At 70.5% G+C, this 17144-nt stretch carries 15 protein-coding genes; 8 read left to right on the plus strand and 7 right to left on the minus strand.

Annotated features, from left to right (window positions below):
* The 4 genes from CCN44_RS22660 to CCN44_RS22675 form a co-directional block, all read left to right on the plus strand.
* Nucleotides 1-1311, plus strand: a 1311-nt coding sequence (locus CCN44_RS22660; RefSeq protein ID WP_086699007.1) for an extracellular solute-binding protein, incomplete at its 5' end; no start/stop codon positions are given.
* Nucleotides 1308-2171, plus strand: a complete 864-nt coding sequence (locus tag CCN44_RS22665; protein WP_086699010.1) for a carbohydrate ABC transporter permease — start codon at nt 1308-1310, stop codon at nt 2169-2171. The genes CCN44_RS22660 and CCN44_RS22665, both read left to right, overlap by 4 nt.
* Entirely contained in the window at nt 2171-2998 is an 828-nt protein-coding gene (locus CCN44_RS22670) for a carbohydrate ABC transporter permease (protein ID WP_059252659.1), read from the plus strand. Before CCN44_RS22665 ends, CCN44_RS22670 begins: the two co-directional genes overlap by 1 nt.
* Before the next feature lie 140 nt (nt 2999-3138).
* Nucleotides 3139-3828: a helix-turn-helix domain-containing protein gene (locus CCN44_RS22675; RefSeq protein ID WP_079081149.1), complete on the plus strand. Its 690-nt coding sequence runs from the start codon at nt 3139-3141 to the stop codon at nt 3826-3828.
* On the opposite strand, the gene CCN44_RS22680 is transcribed toward CCN44_RS22675, so the two are convergent.
* Entirely contained in the window at nt 3825-4850 is a 1026-nt protein-coding gene (locus tag CCN44_RS22680; protein ID WP_059252657.1) for an ATP-dependent 6-phosphofructokinase, read from the minus strand. The genes CCN44_RS22675 and CCN44_RS22680 overlap by 4 nt on opposite strands.
* Nucleotides 4851-5057: 207 nt before the next feature.
* Here CCN44_RS22680 and pta point away from each other — a divergent pair, with 207 nt between their 5' ends.
* From pta to pyk, 3 genes are all read left to right on the plus strand, one after another.
* A complete protein-coding gene (pta, locus tag CCN44_RS22685) occupies nt 5058-7160 on the plus strand; it encodes a phosphate acetyltransferase (protein WP_059252656.1) in 2103 nt (700 codons plus the stop codon).
* Nucleotides 7157-8368, plus strand: a complete 1212-nt coding sequence (locus CCN44_RS22690; RefSeq protein WP_059252655.1) for an acetate kinase — start codon at nt 7157-7159, stop codon at nt 8366-8368. Before pta ends, CCN44_RS22690 begins: the two co-directional genes overlap by 4 nt.
* Nucleotides 8369-8452: 84 nt before the next feature.
* Entirely contained in the window at nt 8453-9877 is a 1425-nt protein-coding gene (pyk, locus tag CCN44_RS22695; RefSeq protein WP_059252654.1) for a pyruvate kinase, read from the plus strand.
* Nucleotides 9878-9972: 95 nt separating this feature from the next.
* Here the strand turns inward: pyk and CCN44_RS22700 are convergent, their stop codons facing one another.
* The 4 genes from CCN44_RS22700 to CCN44_RS22720 form a co-directional block, all read right to left on the minus strand.
* A complete protein-coding gene (locus CCN44_RS22700) occupies nt 9973-11382 on the minus strand; it encodes a hypothetical protein (RefSeq protein ID WP_208639816.1) in 1410 nt (469 codons plus the stop codon).
* Nucleotides 11372-11926, minus strand: coding sequence for a DUF6114 domain-containing protein (locus CCN44_RS22705; RefSeq protein WP_059252653.1), 555 nt, complete (start codon nt 11924-11926; stop codon nt 11372-11374). Before CCN44_RS22705 ends, CCN44_RS22700 begins: the two co-directional genes overlap by 11 nt.
* Nucleotides 11927-12043: 117 nt before the next feature.
* Nucleotides 12044-12682, minus strand: a complete 639-nt coding sequence (locus tag CCN44_RS22710; RefSeq protein WP_059252652.1) for a DUF6230 family protein — start codon at nt 12680-12682, stop codon at nt 12044-12046.
* A 579-nt stretch (nt 12683-13261) separates the two neighbouring features.
* A complete protein-coding gene (locus CCN44_RS22720) occupies nt 13262-14236 on the minus strand; it encodes a tetratricopeptide repeat protein (protein WP_059252651.1) in 975 nt (324 codons plus the stop codon).
* 207 nt (nt 14237-14443) lie between these two features.
* On the opposite strand from CCN44_RS22720, the gene CCN44_RS22725 reads away from it, so the two are divergent.
* Entirely contained in the window at nt 14444-15061 is a 618-nt protein-coding gene (locus CCN44_RS22725; protein ID WP_059252650.1) for a TetR/AcrR family transcriptional regulator, read from the plus strand.
* A 21-nt stretch (nt 15062-15082) separates the two neighbouring features.
* Here the strand turns inward: CCN44_RS22725 and CCN44_RS22730 are convergent, their stop codons facing one another.
* Both CCN44_RS22730 and CCN44_RS22735 read right to left on the minus strand, forming a co-directional pair.
* Nucleotides 15083-16783, minus strand: a complete 1701-nt coding sequence (locus tag CCN44_RS22730) for an acyl-CoA mutase large subunit family protein (RefSeq protein ID WP_086699016.1) — start codon at nt 16781-16783, stop codon at nt 15083-15085.
* A gap of 75 nt (nt 16784-16858) precedes the next feature.
* On the minus strand, nt 16859-17143 hold the full coding sequence (locus CCN44_RS22735) for a DUF3817 domain-containing protein (RefSeq protein WP_244203951.1): 285 nt from the start codon (nt 17141-17143) through the stop codon (nt 16859-16861).
* Between the last annotated feature and the right edge of the window lies 1 nt (nt 17144).

Below are 17144 nucleotides of genomic sequence, written 5' to 3' on the forward strand. Positions count from 1 at the left end.
CTCACCGCCTGCGGCGGCGGGTCCGGCAGCAGCCCGGACACGGTCAAGGTGTCGTACAAGCAGTCCACCGACAACTCCGTCAAGGTGATGGACACCTACCTCGCCGGCATCAAGAAGCAGTTCGAGCACGAACATCCCGGCAAGAAGGTGGAGTTCGTGCCGATCAAGGCGCCGGACGCGGAGTACTACACCAAGCTCCAGCAGATGCTGCGCTCGCCGCGCACCGCCCCGGACCTGGTCTACGAGGACACCTTCCTCATCAACTCCGACATCACCAGCGGCTATCTGAAGCCGCTCGACCCGTACCTGGCCAAGTGGCCGGACTGGAAGCAGTTCATCGGCACCGCGAAGGCGGCGGCCCGGGGGCAGGACGGGAAGACGTACGGCGTGCCGGACGGCACCGACACGCGCGGACTCTGGTTCGACAAGCGGGTGTTCCGCAAGGCCGGGCTGCCGCTCGACTGGCAGCCGAAGACCTGGGACGACGTCCTCGCCGCCGCCCGCACCATCAAGCGGAAGGTGCCCGGCGTCATCCCGCTCAACGTCTACACCGGCAAGCCGGCGGGCGAGCGGGCCACGATGCAGGGGTTCCAGATGCTCCTGTACGGCACGGGCGACGGCACCCGGGACCCCTTGTACGACAGCGGCACCAAGAAGTGGATCACCGGCTCGCGGGGCTTCAAGGACGCGCTGACGTTCGTGGAGACCGTGTACCGCGAGAAACTCGGCCCGGACGTCGCCGACGCCCTCGACCCGAACTTCAACACCACCGTCAACGGCGAGCTGCTCCCGAAGGGCAGGCTCGGCATCGCCCTCGACGGCTCCTGGCTGCCGCAGGCGTGGCTGCCGGGCAGCGGGCACGAGTGGCCCGACTGGTCGGAGCAGCTGGGCCTCGCGTACATGCCGACCCAACACGGGCAGGCGCCGGGCAAGGTGAGCATGTCCGGCGGCTGGACCTGGTCCGTCCCGGCCAAGGCGGGCAACCCCGACCTCGCCTTCGCGTTCGTCCGGACCCTCCAGACGAAGGACAACGCCCGGAAGTGGTACATCGCCAACTCCGGGATCGCCGTACGGAAGGACGTCGCCGCCGATCCGGCCTACTCCCGCGCCCAGCCCGGGATCAAGTTCTTCACCGACCTCGTCGCCAGCACCCACTACCGGCCCGCGTTCCCGGCGTACCCGAAGGTGTCGACCGCCGTGCAGGAGGCCATGGAGGCGGTCACCACCGGCGACCTGTCCGTGGCGGAGGCCGCGCGCGGCTACGACGCCACGGTCGAGGACGTCACCGGCGGCCAAGTGGTCCGCAGGTGAGGCGCGTACACCGGGCCGTCCGGGCCCTGCCCCTCGCCCCCGCCCTGGTCCTGCTGCTCCTCTTCCTCGCCGGGCCGGTCGCCTACTGCGTCGGGATCGCCTTCACCGACCTCCAGCTGACCGGGCAGGCCCACTCGTCCTTCGTCGGCTTCGCCAACTTCCGCCGGGCCTTCCGGGACGAGGCGTTCCTGAACGCCGTCTGGCTGACCCTGGTGTTCACCGTGCTGTCGTCACTGGTCGGGCAGAACACGCTGGGGCTGGCGCTGGCCGCGCTCATGAAGCGGGCGTCGAAGCCCGTCCGCACCCTGACCGGCGGGGTCGTCGTCACCGCGTGGGTGCTGCCGGAGGTCGTCGCCGGGTTCCTGCTCTACGCGTTCTTCCGCCGCGAGGGCACCCTGAACGCGATCCTGGACCAGCTGCATCTGCCGCGGCAGAACTGGCTGTACACGCTGCCGATCCTGGCGGTGTCCTTCGCCAACGTCTGGCGCGGGACCGCCTTCTCGATGCTCGTGTACTCCGCCGCGCTGGACGAGATCCCCGCCGAGATCACCGAGGCCGCCGAGGTGGACGGGGCCGGCGGGTGGCGTCGGCTGTGGCACATCACGCTGCCGATGATCCGGCGCTCCATCGGCACCAACCTCATGCTCAACACCCTCCAGACGCTCTCCGTCTTCGGGCTGATCTGGGTGATGACCCGCGGCGGGCCCGGCGACCGCAGCCAGACCCTGCCGCTGTTCATGTACGAGCAGGCCTTCCAGAACAGCATGATCGGGTACGGCACCGCGGTCGCCCTGCTCCTGCTGGTCGTCGGCTCCCTGTTCTCGGTCGTCTACCTGCGGCTGCTGCGGACGGAGGTCTGATGCCCCGCAAGCGCTCCGCCCGGCGGTTCGCCGCCGACGTCTCGCTGCTGGCCCTGGCCGTGGCCTTCGCGCTGCCCCTCGCCTGGGTGCTGCTGTCCGCCGTGGACCCGCGCGCCGGCCTCCGGCTCAGGGCCCCGGACGGGCTCACCCTGGACAACTTCCGGGCGATCCTGACCCCGGAGATCACCTACACGCCGCTGCTCAACAGCCTGCTCCTGTGCGGCGGCGCCACGGCGCTGACCGTCGGCTGCGCCGCCCTCGCCGCCTACCCGCTGTCCCGGTTCCGGTCCCGGCTGAACCGGCCGTTCCTGCTCACGATCCTGTTCGCGACGAGCCTGCCCATCACGGCGATCATGGTGCCGGTGTACGCCCTGTTCGTCCGGGTGAACCTCATCGACACCCTCCAGGGCACGGTCTTCTTCTTCGCCGCCTCCCAGCTGCCGTTCGCGATCTGGCTGATGAAGAACTTCATGGACGGGGTGCCGAGGGAGCTGGAGGAGGCGGCCTGGACGGACGGGGCCTCGGCACTCCAGTCCCTGCTGCGGATCGTGCTGCCGCTGATGGGGCCGGGGCTCGCCGTGGTGACCGTGTTCTCGTTCGTGATGATGTGGGGGAACTTCTTCGTCCCGTTCATGCTGCTGCTCACCCCGGACCGGATGCCGGCCTCTGTGAGCATCAACGACTTCTTCGGCAACCGGGGCATGGTGGCCTACGGCCAGCTCGCCGCGTTCTCCGTGATCTACTCGACGCCGGTGATCCTTTTGTACGTCCTGGTGGCACGGCGGCTGGGCGGCGGGTTCGCGCTGGGCGGCGCGGTGAAGGGGTGACGCCGGGTAACGCCAGGTCACAGCGGGGTGACACGGAGTGTCACGGCACTTCGTGCGATCACCCCGTACGTTCCTACGATCCGTGATCTTGGCGGAACCGACCGTAGTCACCGCCGCGGGGCGCCCCTACCTTGTGCGGGGTGCGCCAACCCTCTGCTCCTCCGTTCAACGCCCCGGCCGCCCGCAGGCTGCGTGCCGCGCTCGGCATGCGGCCCGAGCATGTCGCCTACGGCATGCGGTCCTCGTACGGGCTGCCGTATGTCACGCCTGACCTCGTCATCGCCTGGGAACGCGGGGTCACCGCCCCCAGCAACCCCGAACTCACCGCCCTCGCGGGCGTGCTGTGGTGTTCACCGGGGGAACTCATCGGCCGGCCCCGGACCCTGCGCGAGCACCGGATCGCCCGGGCCGTCGCCCCCGAGGACGTCGCCCACGCCGTCGGCATGGACCTGCCCGCATACCTGCGGGCGGAGGAGAGCGGGCAGTGGCGGGGCAACGAGCGCCAGTCGGCCGCGCTCGCGCGCGTGCTGGAGCTGGCCCTGCCCGACTTCGTCGCCGTCACGGGCCGCGAGGCGCGGCTCGCCGACCTGCTGCACAGCGCGGTGACGACCCGCTGGCAGGCCTATGTGCGGCCGGTGATGAAGGTGGCGCCCCTGGACAAGGCCGTCCTGGAGCAGGTGCTGCAACGGCTGCACCAGGACTATCAGGGGCACATGGCCGCCACCCTCAGCTGGGGCGGCGGCACCAGCGGTGCCAGTGCGTCCGGGCGGGACTTCCTCGACCGGATCGTCGACCACTTCTGGGCGGCGGTCGAGGGCGGGACCGGCTAGAAGACCGACTCGGCCTCGTCCATGCGGTCCTTCGGCACCGTCTTCAGCTCGGTGACCGCCTCCGCGAGCGGCACCATCACGATGTCGGTGCCGCGCAGCGCGGTCATCCTGCCGAACTCGCCGCGGTGCGCGGCCTCGACGGCGTGCCAGCCGAAGCGGGTGGCGAGGACGCGGTCGTAGGCGGTGGGGACGCCGCCGCGCTGGACGTGGCCGAGGATGACCGGCTTGGCCTCCTTGCCGAGGCGCCGCTCCAGCTCGTACGCCAGCGCGGTGCCGATGCCCTGGAAGCGCTCGTGGCCGTACTGGTCGATCTCGCCCTTGCCGTAGTCCATGGTGCCGTCGGCGGGGTGGGCGCCCTCGGCGACGCAGATGACGGCGAACTTCTTGCCGCGGGCGAACCGCTCCTCGACCATCTTGACCAGGTCGGCGGGGTCGAAGGGACGCTCGGGCAGGCAGATGCCGTGGGCGCCGGCGGCCATGCCGGACTCCAGCGCGATCCAGCCCGCGTGCCGGCCCATGACCTCGACCACCATCACCCGCTGGTGGGACTCGGCGGTCGTCTTCAGGCGGTCCATCGCCTCCGTGGCCACGCCGACGGCCGTGTCGAAGCCGAAGGTGCGGTCGGTGGAGGAGATGTCGTTGTCGATCGTCTTGGGCACGCCGACGACCGGCAGACCGGCGTCGGAGAGCATGCGCGCCGCGGTCAGGGTGCCCTCGCCGCCGATCGGGATCAGCGCGTCGATGCCGAACTCCTCGACCATGTCGGTCGCCTTGGCGCAGGCCTCGCGCAGCCGGTCGCGCTCCAGGCGGGAGGAGCCGAGAATGGTGCCGCCGCGGGCCAGGATGCCGCTGACCGCGTCCAGGTCGAGGGTGCGGTAGTGGCGGTCCAGCAGACCCCGGTAGCCGTCCTCGAAACCGATGACCTCGTCGCCGTACTGCGCCACCGCCCGGTGCACGACCGACCGGATCACGGCGTTCAGGCCGGGGCAGTCGCCGCCTGCGGTGAGAACTCCGATGCGCATCGTGCTGTGTCTCCTGCTCGCTGTCGTGTACCGGTGAGCCGGTGTCGATTCTTTCACGTCCGCCGGACCGGTGAAGCCTTGACGGGCGCCTTATCCGTCGGCAGGGGTATTGTCAAGAGGGTTCCACTCACCTCGGTGAGTGATTTTTATGCCGAAGACGCGACAGAAGCGACAGAGCGACATCGATATGAGGAACGGAGTGGACACGTGACGCGCAGCGTGTACGTCACCGGGATCGACCGCGGTGACGGCCGCCAGGTCGTGGAGCTGGGGGTCATGGAACTCCTGACCCGGCAGGTCGACCGGGTGGGTGTGTTCCGTCCGCTCGTCCACGACGGCCCCGATCGCCTGTTCGAGCTGCTGCGGGCGCGCTACCGCCTCTCGCAGGACCCGGCGACCGTCTACGGCATGGACTACCACCAGGCCTCCGCGCTCCAGGCCGAGCAAGGCACCGACGAGCTGGTCTCCGCCCTCGTCGACCGCTTCCACCTGGTCGCGCGGGACTACGACGTCGTCCTGGTCCTCGGCACCGACTACGCCGGCACCCAGCTGCCGGACGAGCTGTCCCTGAACGCCCGGCTCGCCAACGAGTTCGGCGCCTCCGTGATCCCGGTGGTCGGGGGCCGCGCGCAGTCCGCCGAGGCCGTGCTGGCCGAGACCCGCAACGCCTACCGCGCCTACGACGGCCTCGGCTGCGACGTGCTGGCCATGGTCGCCAACCGGGTGGCCCGCGAGGACCGCGACGAGATCGCCGAGCGGCTCGCCAGCCGGCTGCCGGTGCCGACGTACGTCCTGCCCGACGAGCCCGCGCTGTCCGCGCCGACGGTCGCCCAGATCGCCCAGACCCTCGGCGCCAAGGTGCTGCTCGGCGACGACTCCGGGCTCGCCCGCGACGCCCTCGGCTTCGTCTTCGGCGGCGCGATGCTGCCGAACTTCCTGGGCGCGCTGACCCCCGGCTGCCTGGTCGTCACCCCGGGCGACCGCGCCGACCTGGTCGTCGGCTCGCTCGCCGCGCACAGCGCCGGCACCCCGCCGATAGCCGGCGTGCTGCTCACCCTGGACGAGGTGCCGAGCGAGGAGATCCTCACCCTCGCCGCCCGCCTCGCCCCGGGCACCCCGGTGATCTCGGTGTCCGGCAACAGCTTCCCCACCGCCGAGCGGCTCTTCTCCCTGGAGGGGAAGATGACCGCGGCCACCCCGCGCAAGGCGGAGACCGCGCTCGGCCTGTTCGAGCGGTACGCCGACACCGCCGACCTGGCCCGCCGGGTCTCCGCGCCGAGCAGCGACCGGGTCACCCCGATGATGTTCGAGCACAAGCTGCTGGAGCAGGCCCGCTCCGACAAGCGGCGGGTCGTGCTGCCCGAGGGCACCGAGGAGCGGGTGCTGCACGCCGCCGAGGTGCTGCTGCGCCGGGGCGTGTGCGACCTGACCCTGCTCGGCCCGGTCGACCTGATCCGCAAGAAGGCCGCCGACCTGGGCATCGACCTCGGCGACAGCCAGCTGATCGACCCGGCCACCTCCGAGCTGCGCGACTCCTTCGCCGAGAAGTACGCGGCCCTGCGCGCCCACAAAGGCGTCACGGTCGAGCTGGCCTACGACGTCGTCTCGGACGTGAACTACTTCGGCACCCTGATGGTCCAGGAGGGCCTGGCCGACGGCATGGTGTCCGGCTCGGTGCACTCCACGGCGGCCACCATCCGGCCCGCCTTCGAGATCATCAAGACCCGGCCGGACTCCTCGATCGTGTCGTCGGTGTTCTTCATGTGCCTGGCCGACAAGGTGCTGGTCTACGGCGACTGCGCGGTCAACCCGGACCCGAACGCCGAGCAGCTCGCGGACATCGCCATCCAGTCGGCCGGTACGGCGGCGCAGTTCGGCGTGGAGCCGCGGATCGCGATGCTGTCGTACTCCACGGGTACGTCCGGGTCGGGCGCCGACGTCGACAAGGTGCGCGAGGCCACCGAGCTGGCCCGCTCGCGCCGGCCGGACCTGAAGATCGAGGGTCCGATCCAGTACGACGCGGCCGTGGAGCCGTCCGTCGCCGCCACCAAGCTGCCCGACTCCGAGGTCGCGGGGCAGGCCAGCGTGCTGATCTTCCCCGACCTCAACACCGGCAACAACACCTACAAGGCCGTGCAGCGCTCGGCCGGCGCCATCGCCGTCGGCCCGGTCCTGCAGGGTCTGCGCAAGCCGGTCAACGACCTGTCCCGGGGCGCCCTCGTCCAGGACATCGTCAACACCGTCGCCATCACGGCGATCCAGGCCCAGAACTCCGCCCAGTCCCCCAGCGAGAAGGCGTCCCAGCAGTGACCTCCCCCACCCGTGTCCTCGTCCTCAACTCCGGCTCCTCGTCGGTGAAGTACCAGCTGCTGGACATGCGGGACAGCAGCCGGCTCGCGGTGGGCCTGGTCGAGCGCATCGGCGAGCAGACCTCCCGGCTCAAGCACACCTGCCTCACCAGCGGCGACACCCGCGAGCACAGCGGCCCGATCGCCGACCACGAGGCCGCCCTCAAGGCGGTCGCCGAGGAGCTGGGCCGCGACGGCCTCGGCCTGGACTCCCCCGAGCTGGCCGCGATCGGCCACCGCGTGGTGCACGGCGGGATGTTCTTCACCGAGCCCACCGTCATCGACGACGAGGTGCTCACCGAGATCGAGCGGCTCATCCCGGTCGCCCCGCTGCACAACCCGGCCAACCTCACCGGCATCCGCACCGCCCGGGCGCTCCGCCCCGACCTGCCCCAGGTCGCCGTCTTCGACACCGCGTTCCACACGACGATGCCGGAGTCCGCGGCGCGCTACGCGATCGACCCGAAGATCGCCGACCGGTACCGGATCCGCCGCTACGGCTTCCACGGCACCTCGCACGCCTACGTCTCGCGGGAGACCGCGCGGCTGCTGGGCAAGGACCCGTCCGAGGTCAACGTGATCGTGCTGCACCTGGGCAACGGCGCCTCCGCCTCCGCGGTGGCGGGGGGCCGGTGCGTGGACACCTCCATGGGACTGACGCCCTTGGAGGGGCTCGTGATGGGTACGCGATCCGGTGATCTGGACCCGGCCGTCATCTTCCATTTGGCACGGGTTGGGGATATGTCCATGGACGAGATCGACACTCTTCTCAACAAGAGGAGCGGCCTGTTCGGTCTGTGCGGGGACAACGACATGCGGGAGATCCGCCGCCGGATCGACGAGGGCGACGAAGAGGCCGCGCTCGCCTTCGACATTTACATTCACCGGATCAAGAAGTACATCGGCGCGTATTACGCGGTGCTCGGCACCGTGGACGCGGTGGCCTTCACCGCCGGGGTCGGCGAGAACGCGGCCCCGGTGCGGGAGGCGGCGGTCGCGGGTCTGGAGAGCCTGGGCCTCGCGGTCGACCCGGAGCGGAACGCCGTGCGCGGCGGCGAGCCGCGGCTGATTTCGCCGGAGTCCGCCCGGGTGGCGGTCGCCGTGGTGCCGACGGATGAAGAACTGGAGATCGCGACGCAGACCTACGCACTGGTCGGAAAGAACAACTGAATAGCACCTGAGCGGTGCGGCACTCATTTGTATCTTCCGCCAGACGGAATATTCCGTAGCGAAACAAACCGATAGGATCGCCTCATGCGCCGTTCGAAAATCGTCTGTACTCTCGGCCCCGCGGTCGACTCCCACGAGATGCTCGTCGCCATGATCGAGGCGGGCATGAACGTGGCCCGGTTCAACTTCAGCCACGGCACCCACGCCGAGCACCAGGCGCGGTACGACCGCGTCCGGGCCGCGTCCAAGGAGACCGGCCGCCCCATCGGCGTCCTCGCCGACCTGCAGGGCCCGAAGATCCGCCTGGAGACCTTCGCCGAGGGTCCGGTCGAGCTGGAGCGCGGTGACGAGTTCGTCATCACGACCGAGGACGTGCCGGGCGACAAGCACATCTGCGGTACGACGTACAAGGGGCTGCCGGGCGACGTCTCGCGCGGCGACCAGGTCCTGATCAACGACGGCAACGTCGAGCTGAAGGTCCTGGACGTCGAGGGCCCGCGGGTGAAGACGATCGTCATCGAGGGCGGTGTCGTCTCCGACCACAAGGGCATCAACCTGCCCGGCGCGGCCGTCAACGTGCCCGCGCTGAGCGAGAAGGACGTCGAGGACCTGCGCTTCGCCCTCCGCATGGGCTGCGACATGGTCGCGCTGTCCTTCGTCCGGGACGCCAAGGACGTGCAGGACGTCCACCGCGTGATGGACGAGGAGGGCCGCCGGGTCCCGGTGATCGCCAAGGTGGAGAAGCCGCAGGCGGTCGAGAACATGGAGGACGTCGTGCTGGCGTTCGACGGCGTGATGGTCGCCCGCGGTGACCTCGCCGTCGAGTACCCGCTGGAGAAGGTCCCCATGGTGCAGAAGCGCCTGGTGGAGATGTGCCGGCGCAACGCCAAGCCGGTGATCGTCGCGACCCAGATGATGGAGTCGATGATCACCAACTCGCGTCCGACCCGTGCCGAGGCCTCCGACGTCGCCAACGCGATCCTGGACGGCGCCGACGCGGTCATGCTGTCGGCGGAGTCCAGCGTGGGCGCCTACCCGGTCGAGACGGTCAAGACCATGTCGAAGATCGTCGCCGCCGCCGAGCAGGAGCTGCTCGCCAAGGGCCTGCAGCCGCTGGTGCCGGGCAAGAAGCCGCGCACGCAGGGCGGTTCGGTGGCCCGCGCGGCCTGCGAGATCGCCGACTTCCTCGGCGGCAAGGGCCTGATCGCGTTCACCAAGTCCGGTGACACCGCGCGCCGGCTGTCCCGCTACCGCGCGATCCAGCCCATCATCGCCTTCACCACGGACGAGTCGACCCGCAACCAGCTGACCCTCAGCTGGGGCGTCGAGTCGCACGTGGTGCCGTTCGTGAACTCCACGGACGAGATGGTCGACCTGGTGGACCAGGAGGTCGCCAAGCTGAGCCGCTTCGACGCGGGCGACACCGTCATCATCACCGCCGGCTCGCCCCCCGGGGTCCCCGGCACCACCAACATGCTCCGCGTCCACCACATCGGCGAGAGCAGCTGACAGGATCCGTGAGGTCCTCGTACGGCACCGAGGGCGCCCCCTGCGACAGGGGGCGCCCTCGGCGTTGCGGCTCCCGAACCGGCTTGTGCGACCGCTCAGTCGGTCGTGTACACGTGCATGCCGGGCACGTGCAGGTTGCCGCCGAACTGGGCCGCCTGGGTCACCTTGACGTCGGTGAAGTAGATCAGCGGGATGTTCAGCGGGGGCGGGCTGTCGGGGCTGAACGTCACCGGGATCAGCCCGAACAGGTTGCCCGAGATGCTCTCGGTGTACATCACGGTGTCGCCGCCCCGGATGGTCGACGTCGAGCCCTTGGCCGCCTGGACGTGGTACGTCTTGCCGGCCTGCTCGTCCTTGACCGTCTGGTGCAGGTCGCCGATGTCGGTGCCGCCGGAGATGACGTACTTCAGCACCTTCTTCGTGGTGCCGTTCGCCGTCCTCACCTCGACGATGCCCTGGTAGTCGGCGCCCTTGAGGAGCAGGGAGCTGGCGTTGAGGTACCAGGGGTCGTCCGCCACCGGCACCTTGTTGTCGACGCCGCCCTCGTCGTCCGTGGCCACCGGGCAGTCCTCGGCGGAGGCGGACTCGCTCGCGGACGGGCTTGGTGTGGCCGACGCGGTCGCGTCCCCGGCCGTCCGCGCGGCGTCCTCGCCCGCCCCGGACCCGGTGCCGGTGGTGTCCCGGGCCGTGTCCTCGGCGTCCTTGACGGTGTCCGTGGCCTTCCGGGCCGTGCCCTCGACGGTGCCGGAGGTGCCGGAGTCCTTGCCGCCGCCGGACGCGGTGCCCGTGGACGACGACGCGGACGGGGTCGGGGTGGCGGTCTGCGGCGACGTACCGGAGTCCGCGTCCGCGTCCGTGTCCGTGTCGGCGCCGCCGGTGAGGAGGTCGCCGAGCGTGTCGCCGATGGTGTCCAGGACGTTCCCGCCGCCCTGGGTCTGCGTCGGCGTCGGCGTCGGCGTGTCCCCGCCGGAGCCCGAACCTGAGCCGGACGAACCGGAGTCGGAGCCGGAGGAACCGGACGAGCCGGAGGAACCGGAACCGTCCGAACCGCCGGAACCGGAGCCGGAGTTCCCGGCCGGCTCGGGCGTGGCCTTGTCGCCGGAACCTGAATCCGGCGAAGAGGTCCTGCCCGACTCCTGCGTCTTCCCGCTCCCGGCGGTCTGCGACGGCGAGGCCGACGCGCTCTGCGACGCGGACGGCGACGGCGAGGCCGAGGCGTCCTTGTCGTCGTCCAGCGCCTTGACGCAGTCCTTGTACTCGTCGGCCGTCAGGCTCTTCGCCGAGGTCGACGGGGACGGGCTGCCGTTGTTGTCGGCGAGGGCGAGCGTGGACGTGAAGCCCATGCCCATGAGCACCGCCGTGGGCATCGCCACGGAGGCTATGGCCTTGCCGGCCGGCATGTGGAATCTGGTGAACAGCGGCTTTCTGGGGGCCGCGTGGCGGGGCCCGGTTCTCGCGCGGGGCCCGTCCACGTCGGTCCCGCGGGTCACCTCGTCAGCCGGCACTGTGCCTCCCGTTCGCCCCGTTGGCCGGGTTCGTTCCTGACAGGTCGTTCGGCTCGTCCAGTCCGTACACGCGCTCCTCCGGCCGGGGCGCGGCGGGGGAACCGCCCTGGTCCGGTGCCGCCCCGGCCGACGGCTGCGGCTGTGCGGGCGCCCCCGGCGCCCAGGCCACGGCCATCGCCCCGCCGGTCAGCGCGCACAGGAAGCCGACGATGAAGCCGCCGATGTTGGACAGCGGAATGGACACCAGCGCCAGCAGGATCGCCGCGACACCCCCGAAGACCCGGATGTGCTGCTGGAACCAGAGGATGATCCCGAGGACGATGAGCAGTCCGCCGATGATCAGGGAACTGGAGCCGCCGGGGGTCCCCATCGTCATCGTGAGGTGGCCCAGCTGCAGGTGTGCGTACGGGAAGTACAGGATGAGAAAGCCGCCGAGCATGACGAACAGACCGGCCCAGAACGGACGTGTGCCCCGCCAGGCGCGGAACTGCAGCCTCCGGCGGGTGAACTGGCCGGGCTCGGCGGCAGGGGTCTCGGCGCTCATGGAAAACAGCTCCCTGGTGCGGCGTTGCTGGGGTGGTGATGTGTGCCGCGTGCGAGGACGCGGCCGGAGTGTGGACGGGCGGGGGCGCCACCGGCTCCCCCGCCCGTCAGCGAGTGCCTAGTAGCACTCCTTGACACCCGTCGACAGCGACATCTTCAGGCCGCTGAGCTTGAAGGTGCCGGCGGTGGTCGCCCACGCCGTCTGCTTCACGTTCTTCAGCGTGGCCTTGTCGGCCTGCTGCGCGAAGCCGAAGGGGTTGGCCTGCTCGCCGCCGCCCTTCATGCCCGGACCCTTGGAGGCGTCCTTGGCGGCCACACCGATGTCGATGTTGTCGAACGTCGCGTCGGCGCTGAGGTCGGCAACGTCGATGTAGATGTTGTCGGCCTGGACCTTCTCGGCACCCGCGCCGCCGGCCCGCAGGATCAGGCTGACGTTGCCGAAGATCGGCACGTCGGGCGTGACCACGGACTGGCACAGGTTGGTGATCTCCGCGTGCTTGAACGCCGAGACGGCCACCGGGTGCGCCGTCTTCTTGCCGTCCATGGTGTAGCCGCTGTCGATGGCACCGTACTGCGAGAAGCCGGTACCGACGAGCTGGTCGGCGGACACCTTGAACGACTGGCCGGACACGCTGAACGACGCGGCGAGAGCGCCCTGCGCGAGGGCGACACCTATCGCGGCCGTCGCGGCGACGCTGGGCACCATGACCACAGCGAACCGCTTCCATCTGGTCCCGCCACGCACCTGGGACTCCATATTTCCTCCTTCTCGGACGTACATCTCCTGGCCCGGACTCGCCCCGAGTCGGCGGCTCAGCCGGGCAGGGATGGGAGAAGTGCTACGTCCTCGGGAAGGAGAGCGCCCGCGCTCGGCGGCGCGAACCGCGCCCGAATCACCGGCGATCACCCCCGAGCGACAACCACTGGTCGCGCCTGACACGCATCACGCACAACCTTGCTGGACAGGCTTCACCGGCCGGCGAAGACCCCCCTGCCCTAGACCCGGCGCCACTGCCGCCGGCTCTGCTCGGTGGGGACCCAGAGTCTCCCGTGACCCGACCGGTTGCCGGGGTACGGGAATGGACCGAGCGTCGCCGATCGTGGTGCATTCTCGGCCCGGGCACAAGGGGGTTCGTTACTGGCTAGTAACGGCGGGATAACCGGAGGACGACCGACCGGTCTCGGAGGGCGACGCTCGGTCGCAGCGGAGGGCAGAGCAAAGCCGTTGATCCCTGGACGAATCCAGACAGACCAACGGCCTTGATTTACTCGGAGTAACAGCGGCCGCGATTACCAAGATTTGGTAAAGCGCGGCCCGCCGTGGCGTGGCGACCGGTCAGAACAGGGCACGCGCGAGTGCCCGGCGCGCGCCCACGACCCGCGGGTCCTCCGGGCCCACGACCTCGAACAGCTCCAGCAGGCGGAGCCGTACGGCGTCCCGGTCGTCGCCCGCCGTGCGCTGCACGGTGTCGATCAGCCGCCCGAAGGCGTCCTCGACGTGCCCGCCCACCAGGTCCAGGTCGGCGGCGGCGATCTGCGCGGCGACGTCCTTCGGCTTCTCGGCGGCTTCCTGACGCACCTTCTGCGGGTCCATGCCCTGCACCCGCTGGAGCAACTCGGCCTGCGCCAGACCCAGTTTGGCCTCGGGGTGGGCCGGGTCGTCGGCCAGCACGTTCTTGTACGCCCGGACGGCCCCGGCCAGGTCGCCGGCGTCCAGCGCCTGCGCGGCGGCGTTCAGGGCCGCGTCGTACGGACCCTCCGGTGCCGCGGCGCCCGCGGCGGCGCCGCCCGGCTCGGCGTCCGGGTCGACGGTCAGGCCGGTCAGGCCGAAGCGCTGCTCGGCGACCGTCACCAACTGGTCCAGGGTCTGCCGGATCTGCTGCTCGCCGGCCGCGCCCTGGAAGAGCGGCAGCGCCTGTCCGGCCACGACGGCGAACACGGCCGGGACACCCTGGATCCCGAACTGCTGCATCAACATCTGGTTGGCGTCGACGTCGATCTTGGCGAGGAGGAAGCGCCCGTTGTACTCGACGGCGAGCCGCTCCAGGACCGGGCTCAGCTGCTTGCAGGGCTGACACCACTCGGCCCAGAAGTCGATGACGACCGGGACTTCGGCGGAGCGCTGCAGGACGTCCCGCTCGAATCCCGCCTCATCGACGTCGATGACGAGATCGGCCGGGGAGACGGCGCCCGTCCCGCCCTGCCGGGCGGCTTCGGCGCGCGCCTGCTCGGCCTTGGCCTTGGCCTCCTGGGCCGCCTTCACCGCGGCGAGGTCGACGACACCGCTCATGGACATGTTCCGTGGCTGCATGCGTCTATCCTCCCCCGATCCCGTGCCTGAAGAAAAAAGCGATGTGCGGCGCCGGGTCCCCACCCACGCCGTGTGGCCGTCGCTCGTGTACGTCCCTCACGAGCTTTCGCTACGACCCGTAGCGTAATGCCATGAGGGCACCTCGCGACACCACGCACCGGTGATCTCCCTCACGGCGCCGCACGACCCGCCGGTTATGGTCATGGAATGCAGAGCCGCACCCCCGCCAGCCGTCCCGGGCGCCCGCGCAGCGCCGCCGCGGACACCGCGATCCTGGCCGCGACCCGGGAGGCTCTGGTCGAACTCGGCTGGTCGAAACTCACCCTGGGAGACGTCGCCACCCGGGCCGGGGTTGCGAAGACGACGCTCTACCGCCGCTGGGCCGGCAAGAACGAACTGGTCGTGGACGCCGTCGCGGAACTCTTCGACGAGCTGGAACTCCCCGACCGCGGCAGCCTCGCCGCCGACATCGAGGGCGTCGTGCTCCAGTTCGCGGCCATCCTGGCCCGCCCGGAGGCCAAGAGCGGGCTGATGGCGGTGGTCGCCGAGTCCACCCGCGACGACGCGCTGCGCGAACGCATCCGCGCCTCCATCGTGGACCGCCAGATGCGCCTGGTCCTGGCGGGCCGCGCCCGGGCCCAGCGGCGCGGCGAACTCCCGCCGGAGCCGGACCCCGCCGAGGCCGCCCGGACGGGCGACCTCATCTTCGACGTGGTGGCGGGCGCGGTGGTGCACCGCACCCTGGTGAGCGGGAAACCGGCGGACGAGGACTGGGTCCGCAGCTTCACCCGGGTGCTGCTGCTGGGCCTGACCGGCACGTCGTAGCCGCGCCCGCCACGGCTCCGCCTAGAAACCGGCGGGCTCGGTGTACACCCCCCACTCCTCCCGGAGGACCCCGCAGATCTCCCCGAGCGTCGCCTCCGCCCGCACCGCGTCCAGCATGGGCTCGATCATGTTGCCACCCGAGCGCGCCGCGGCCAGCATGCCGTCCAGCGCTCCCCGCACCGCCGCCTCGTCCCGCGCCGCCTTCCGCTCGGCGAGCACCCGCACCTGCTCCCGCTCCACCTCGTGGCTGACCCGCAGGATCTCCAGGTCGCCGGTGACGGACCCGGTGTGCACGTTGACGCCGACGACCTTCTTGTCGCCCTTCTCCAGCGCCTGCTGGTACCGGAAGGCGGATTCCGCGATCTCGCCGGTGAACCAGCCGTCCTCGATCCCGCGCAGGATCCCGGACGTGATGGGCCCGATCGGGTGCCGCCCGTCCGGGTGAGCCCGCAGCCCGCGCTCCTTTATCTGCTCGAAGATCTTCTCCGCGTCGGCCTCGATCCGGTCCGTCAGCTGCTCGACGTACCATGAGCCGCCCAGCGGATCGGCCACGTTGGCGACCCCGGTCTCCTCCATCAGCACCTGCTGGGTGCGCAGCGCGATCTCCGCGGCCTGCTCGCTGGGCAGCGCGAGGGTCTCGTCCAGGGCGTTGGTGTGCAGCGAGTTGGTCCCGCCGAGCACGGCGGCCAGCGCCTCCACGGCCGTACGCACCACGTTGTTGTACGGCTGCTGCGCGGTCAGCGAGACACCCGCGGTCTGGGTGTGGAACCGCAGCCACTGCGCCTTGTCGCTCCGCGCGCCGTACACGTCCCGCATCCACCGCGCCCAGATCCGGCGCGCCGCCCGGAACTTGGCGATCTCCTCGAAGAAGTCGACGTGCGCGTCGAAGAAGAAGGACAGCCCGGGCGCGAAGACGTCGACGTCGAGACCGCGGCTGAGCCCCAGCTCGACGTACCCGAACCCGTCCGCCAGGGTGTACGCCAGCTCCTGTGCGGCCGTGGCCCCCGCCTCCCGGATGTGGTACCCGGAGACGGACAGCGGCTTGTACGCGGGGATGCCCGCCGCGCAGTACTCCATCAGGTCGCCGATCAGCCGCAGATGGGGCTCCGGCTGGAACAGCCACTCCTTCTGCGCGATGTACTCCTTGAAGATGTCGGTCTGCAGGGTCCCGTTGAGCACCCGCGGATCGACACCCTGCCGTTCGGCGGCGACCAGGTACATGCAGAAGACGGGCACGGCCGGCCCGCTGATGGTCATGGAGGTCGTCACATCCCCCAGCGGGATGTCCTTGAACAGCACCTCCATGTCGGCGGCCGAGTCGATGGCGACCCCGCAGTGCCCGACCTCGCCCAGCGAACGGGGGTCGTCGGAGTCGCGCCCCATCAGCGTCGGCATGTCGAAGGCGACGGACAGACCCCCGCCGCCGGCGGCGAGGATCATCTTGTACCGCTCGTTGGTCTGCTCGGCGTTGCCGAACCCGGCGAACTGCCGGATCGTCCACGTGCGCCCGCGGTAGCCGGTCGGATGGAGCCCGCGCGTGAAGGGGTACTCCCCGGGCCAGCCGATCCGCTCGAATCCCTCGTACGTGTCGCCCGGTCGGGGCCCGTACACCGGCTCCACGGGATCGCCGGAGAGCGTGGTGAAGTCCGCGTCGCGCTTGCGCGCGGCGTCGTAGCGGGCCTGCCAGCGTCGGCGGCCCTCCTCGATGGCGTGAGCGTCCATACCTTCGAATTTACTTGGACGTCCTAGTAAATGTCGATGGCAGACCGCCGCACGGCATCCGTACGGCGGTATCAGCTACGCCTTGGCGACGGCCGGGGACTCGTCGGCGACCCGGGCCTCCAGCTCGCGACTGAGCCTGCGCTCCACGAAGAAGGCGGCGGTGGGGATCGTCCCCGCGAGCAGCACCCAGAGCTGGCGGCCGACCGGCATCCTGGCCTTGGAACCCAGGTCGAAGGCGAAGACCAGGTAGAGGACGTACAGCCAGCCGTGGGCGATGGCGACGACCCGGGTGAAGTCGGCGGCGCCGTCGACGTCGAGACCGTACTTCGCGATCATGCCCAGGCAGAGCAGCACCAGCAGC

The organism is Streptomyces tricolor (assembly GCF_002155905.1).
Lineage (GTDB): Bacteria > Actinomycetota > Actinomycetes > Streptomycetales > Streptomycetaceae > Streptomyces > Streptomyces tricolor.

Coding starts and splice junctions, on each gene's coding strand:
- pyk (WP_059252654.1), top strand. CDS start 8,453: ATGCGCCGTTCGAAAATCGTCTGTACTCTCGGCCCCGCGGTCGACTCC.
- CCN44_RS22720 (WP_059252651.1), bottom strand. CDS start 14,236: ATGCAGCCACGGAACATGTCCATGAGCGGTGTCGTCGACCTCGCCGCG.
- CCN44_RS22730 (WP_086699016.1), bottom strand. CDS start 16,783: ATGGACGCTCACGCCATCGAGGAGGGCCGCCGACGCTGGCAGGCCCGC.
- CCN44_RS22710 (WP_059252652.1), bottom strand. CDS start 12,682: ATGGAGTCCCAGGTGCGTGGCGGGACCAGATGGAAGCGGTTCGCTGTG.
- CCN44_RS22680 (WP_059252657.1), bottom strand. CDS start 4,850: ATGCGCATCGGAGTTCTCACCGCAGGCGGCGACTGCCCCGGCCTGAAC.
- CCN44_RS22725 (WP_059252650.1), top strand. CDS start 14,444: ATGCAGAGCCGCACCCCCGCCAGCCGTCCCGGGCGCCCGCGCAGCGCC.
- CCN44_RS22705 (WP_059252653.1), bottom strand. CDS start 11,926: ATGAGCGCCGAGACCCCTGCCGCCGAGCCCGGCCAGTTCACCCGCCGG.
- CCN44_RS22670 (WP_059252659.1), top strand. CDS start 2,171: ATGCCCCGCAAGCGCTCCGCCCGGCGGTTCGCCGCCGACGTCTCGCTG.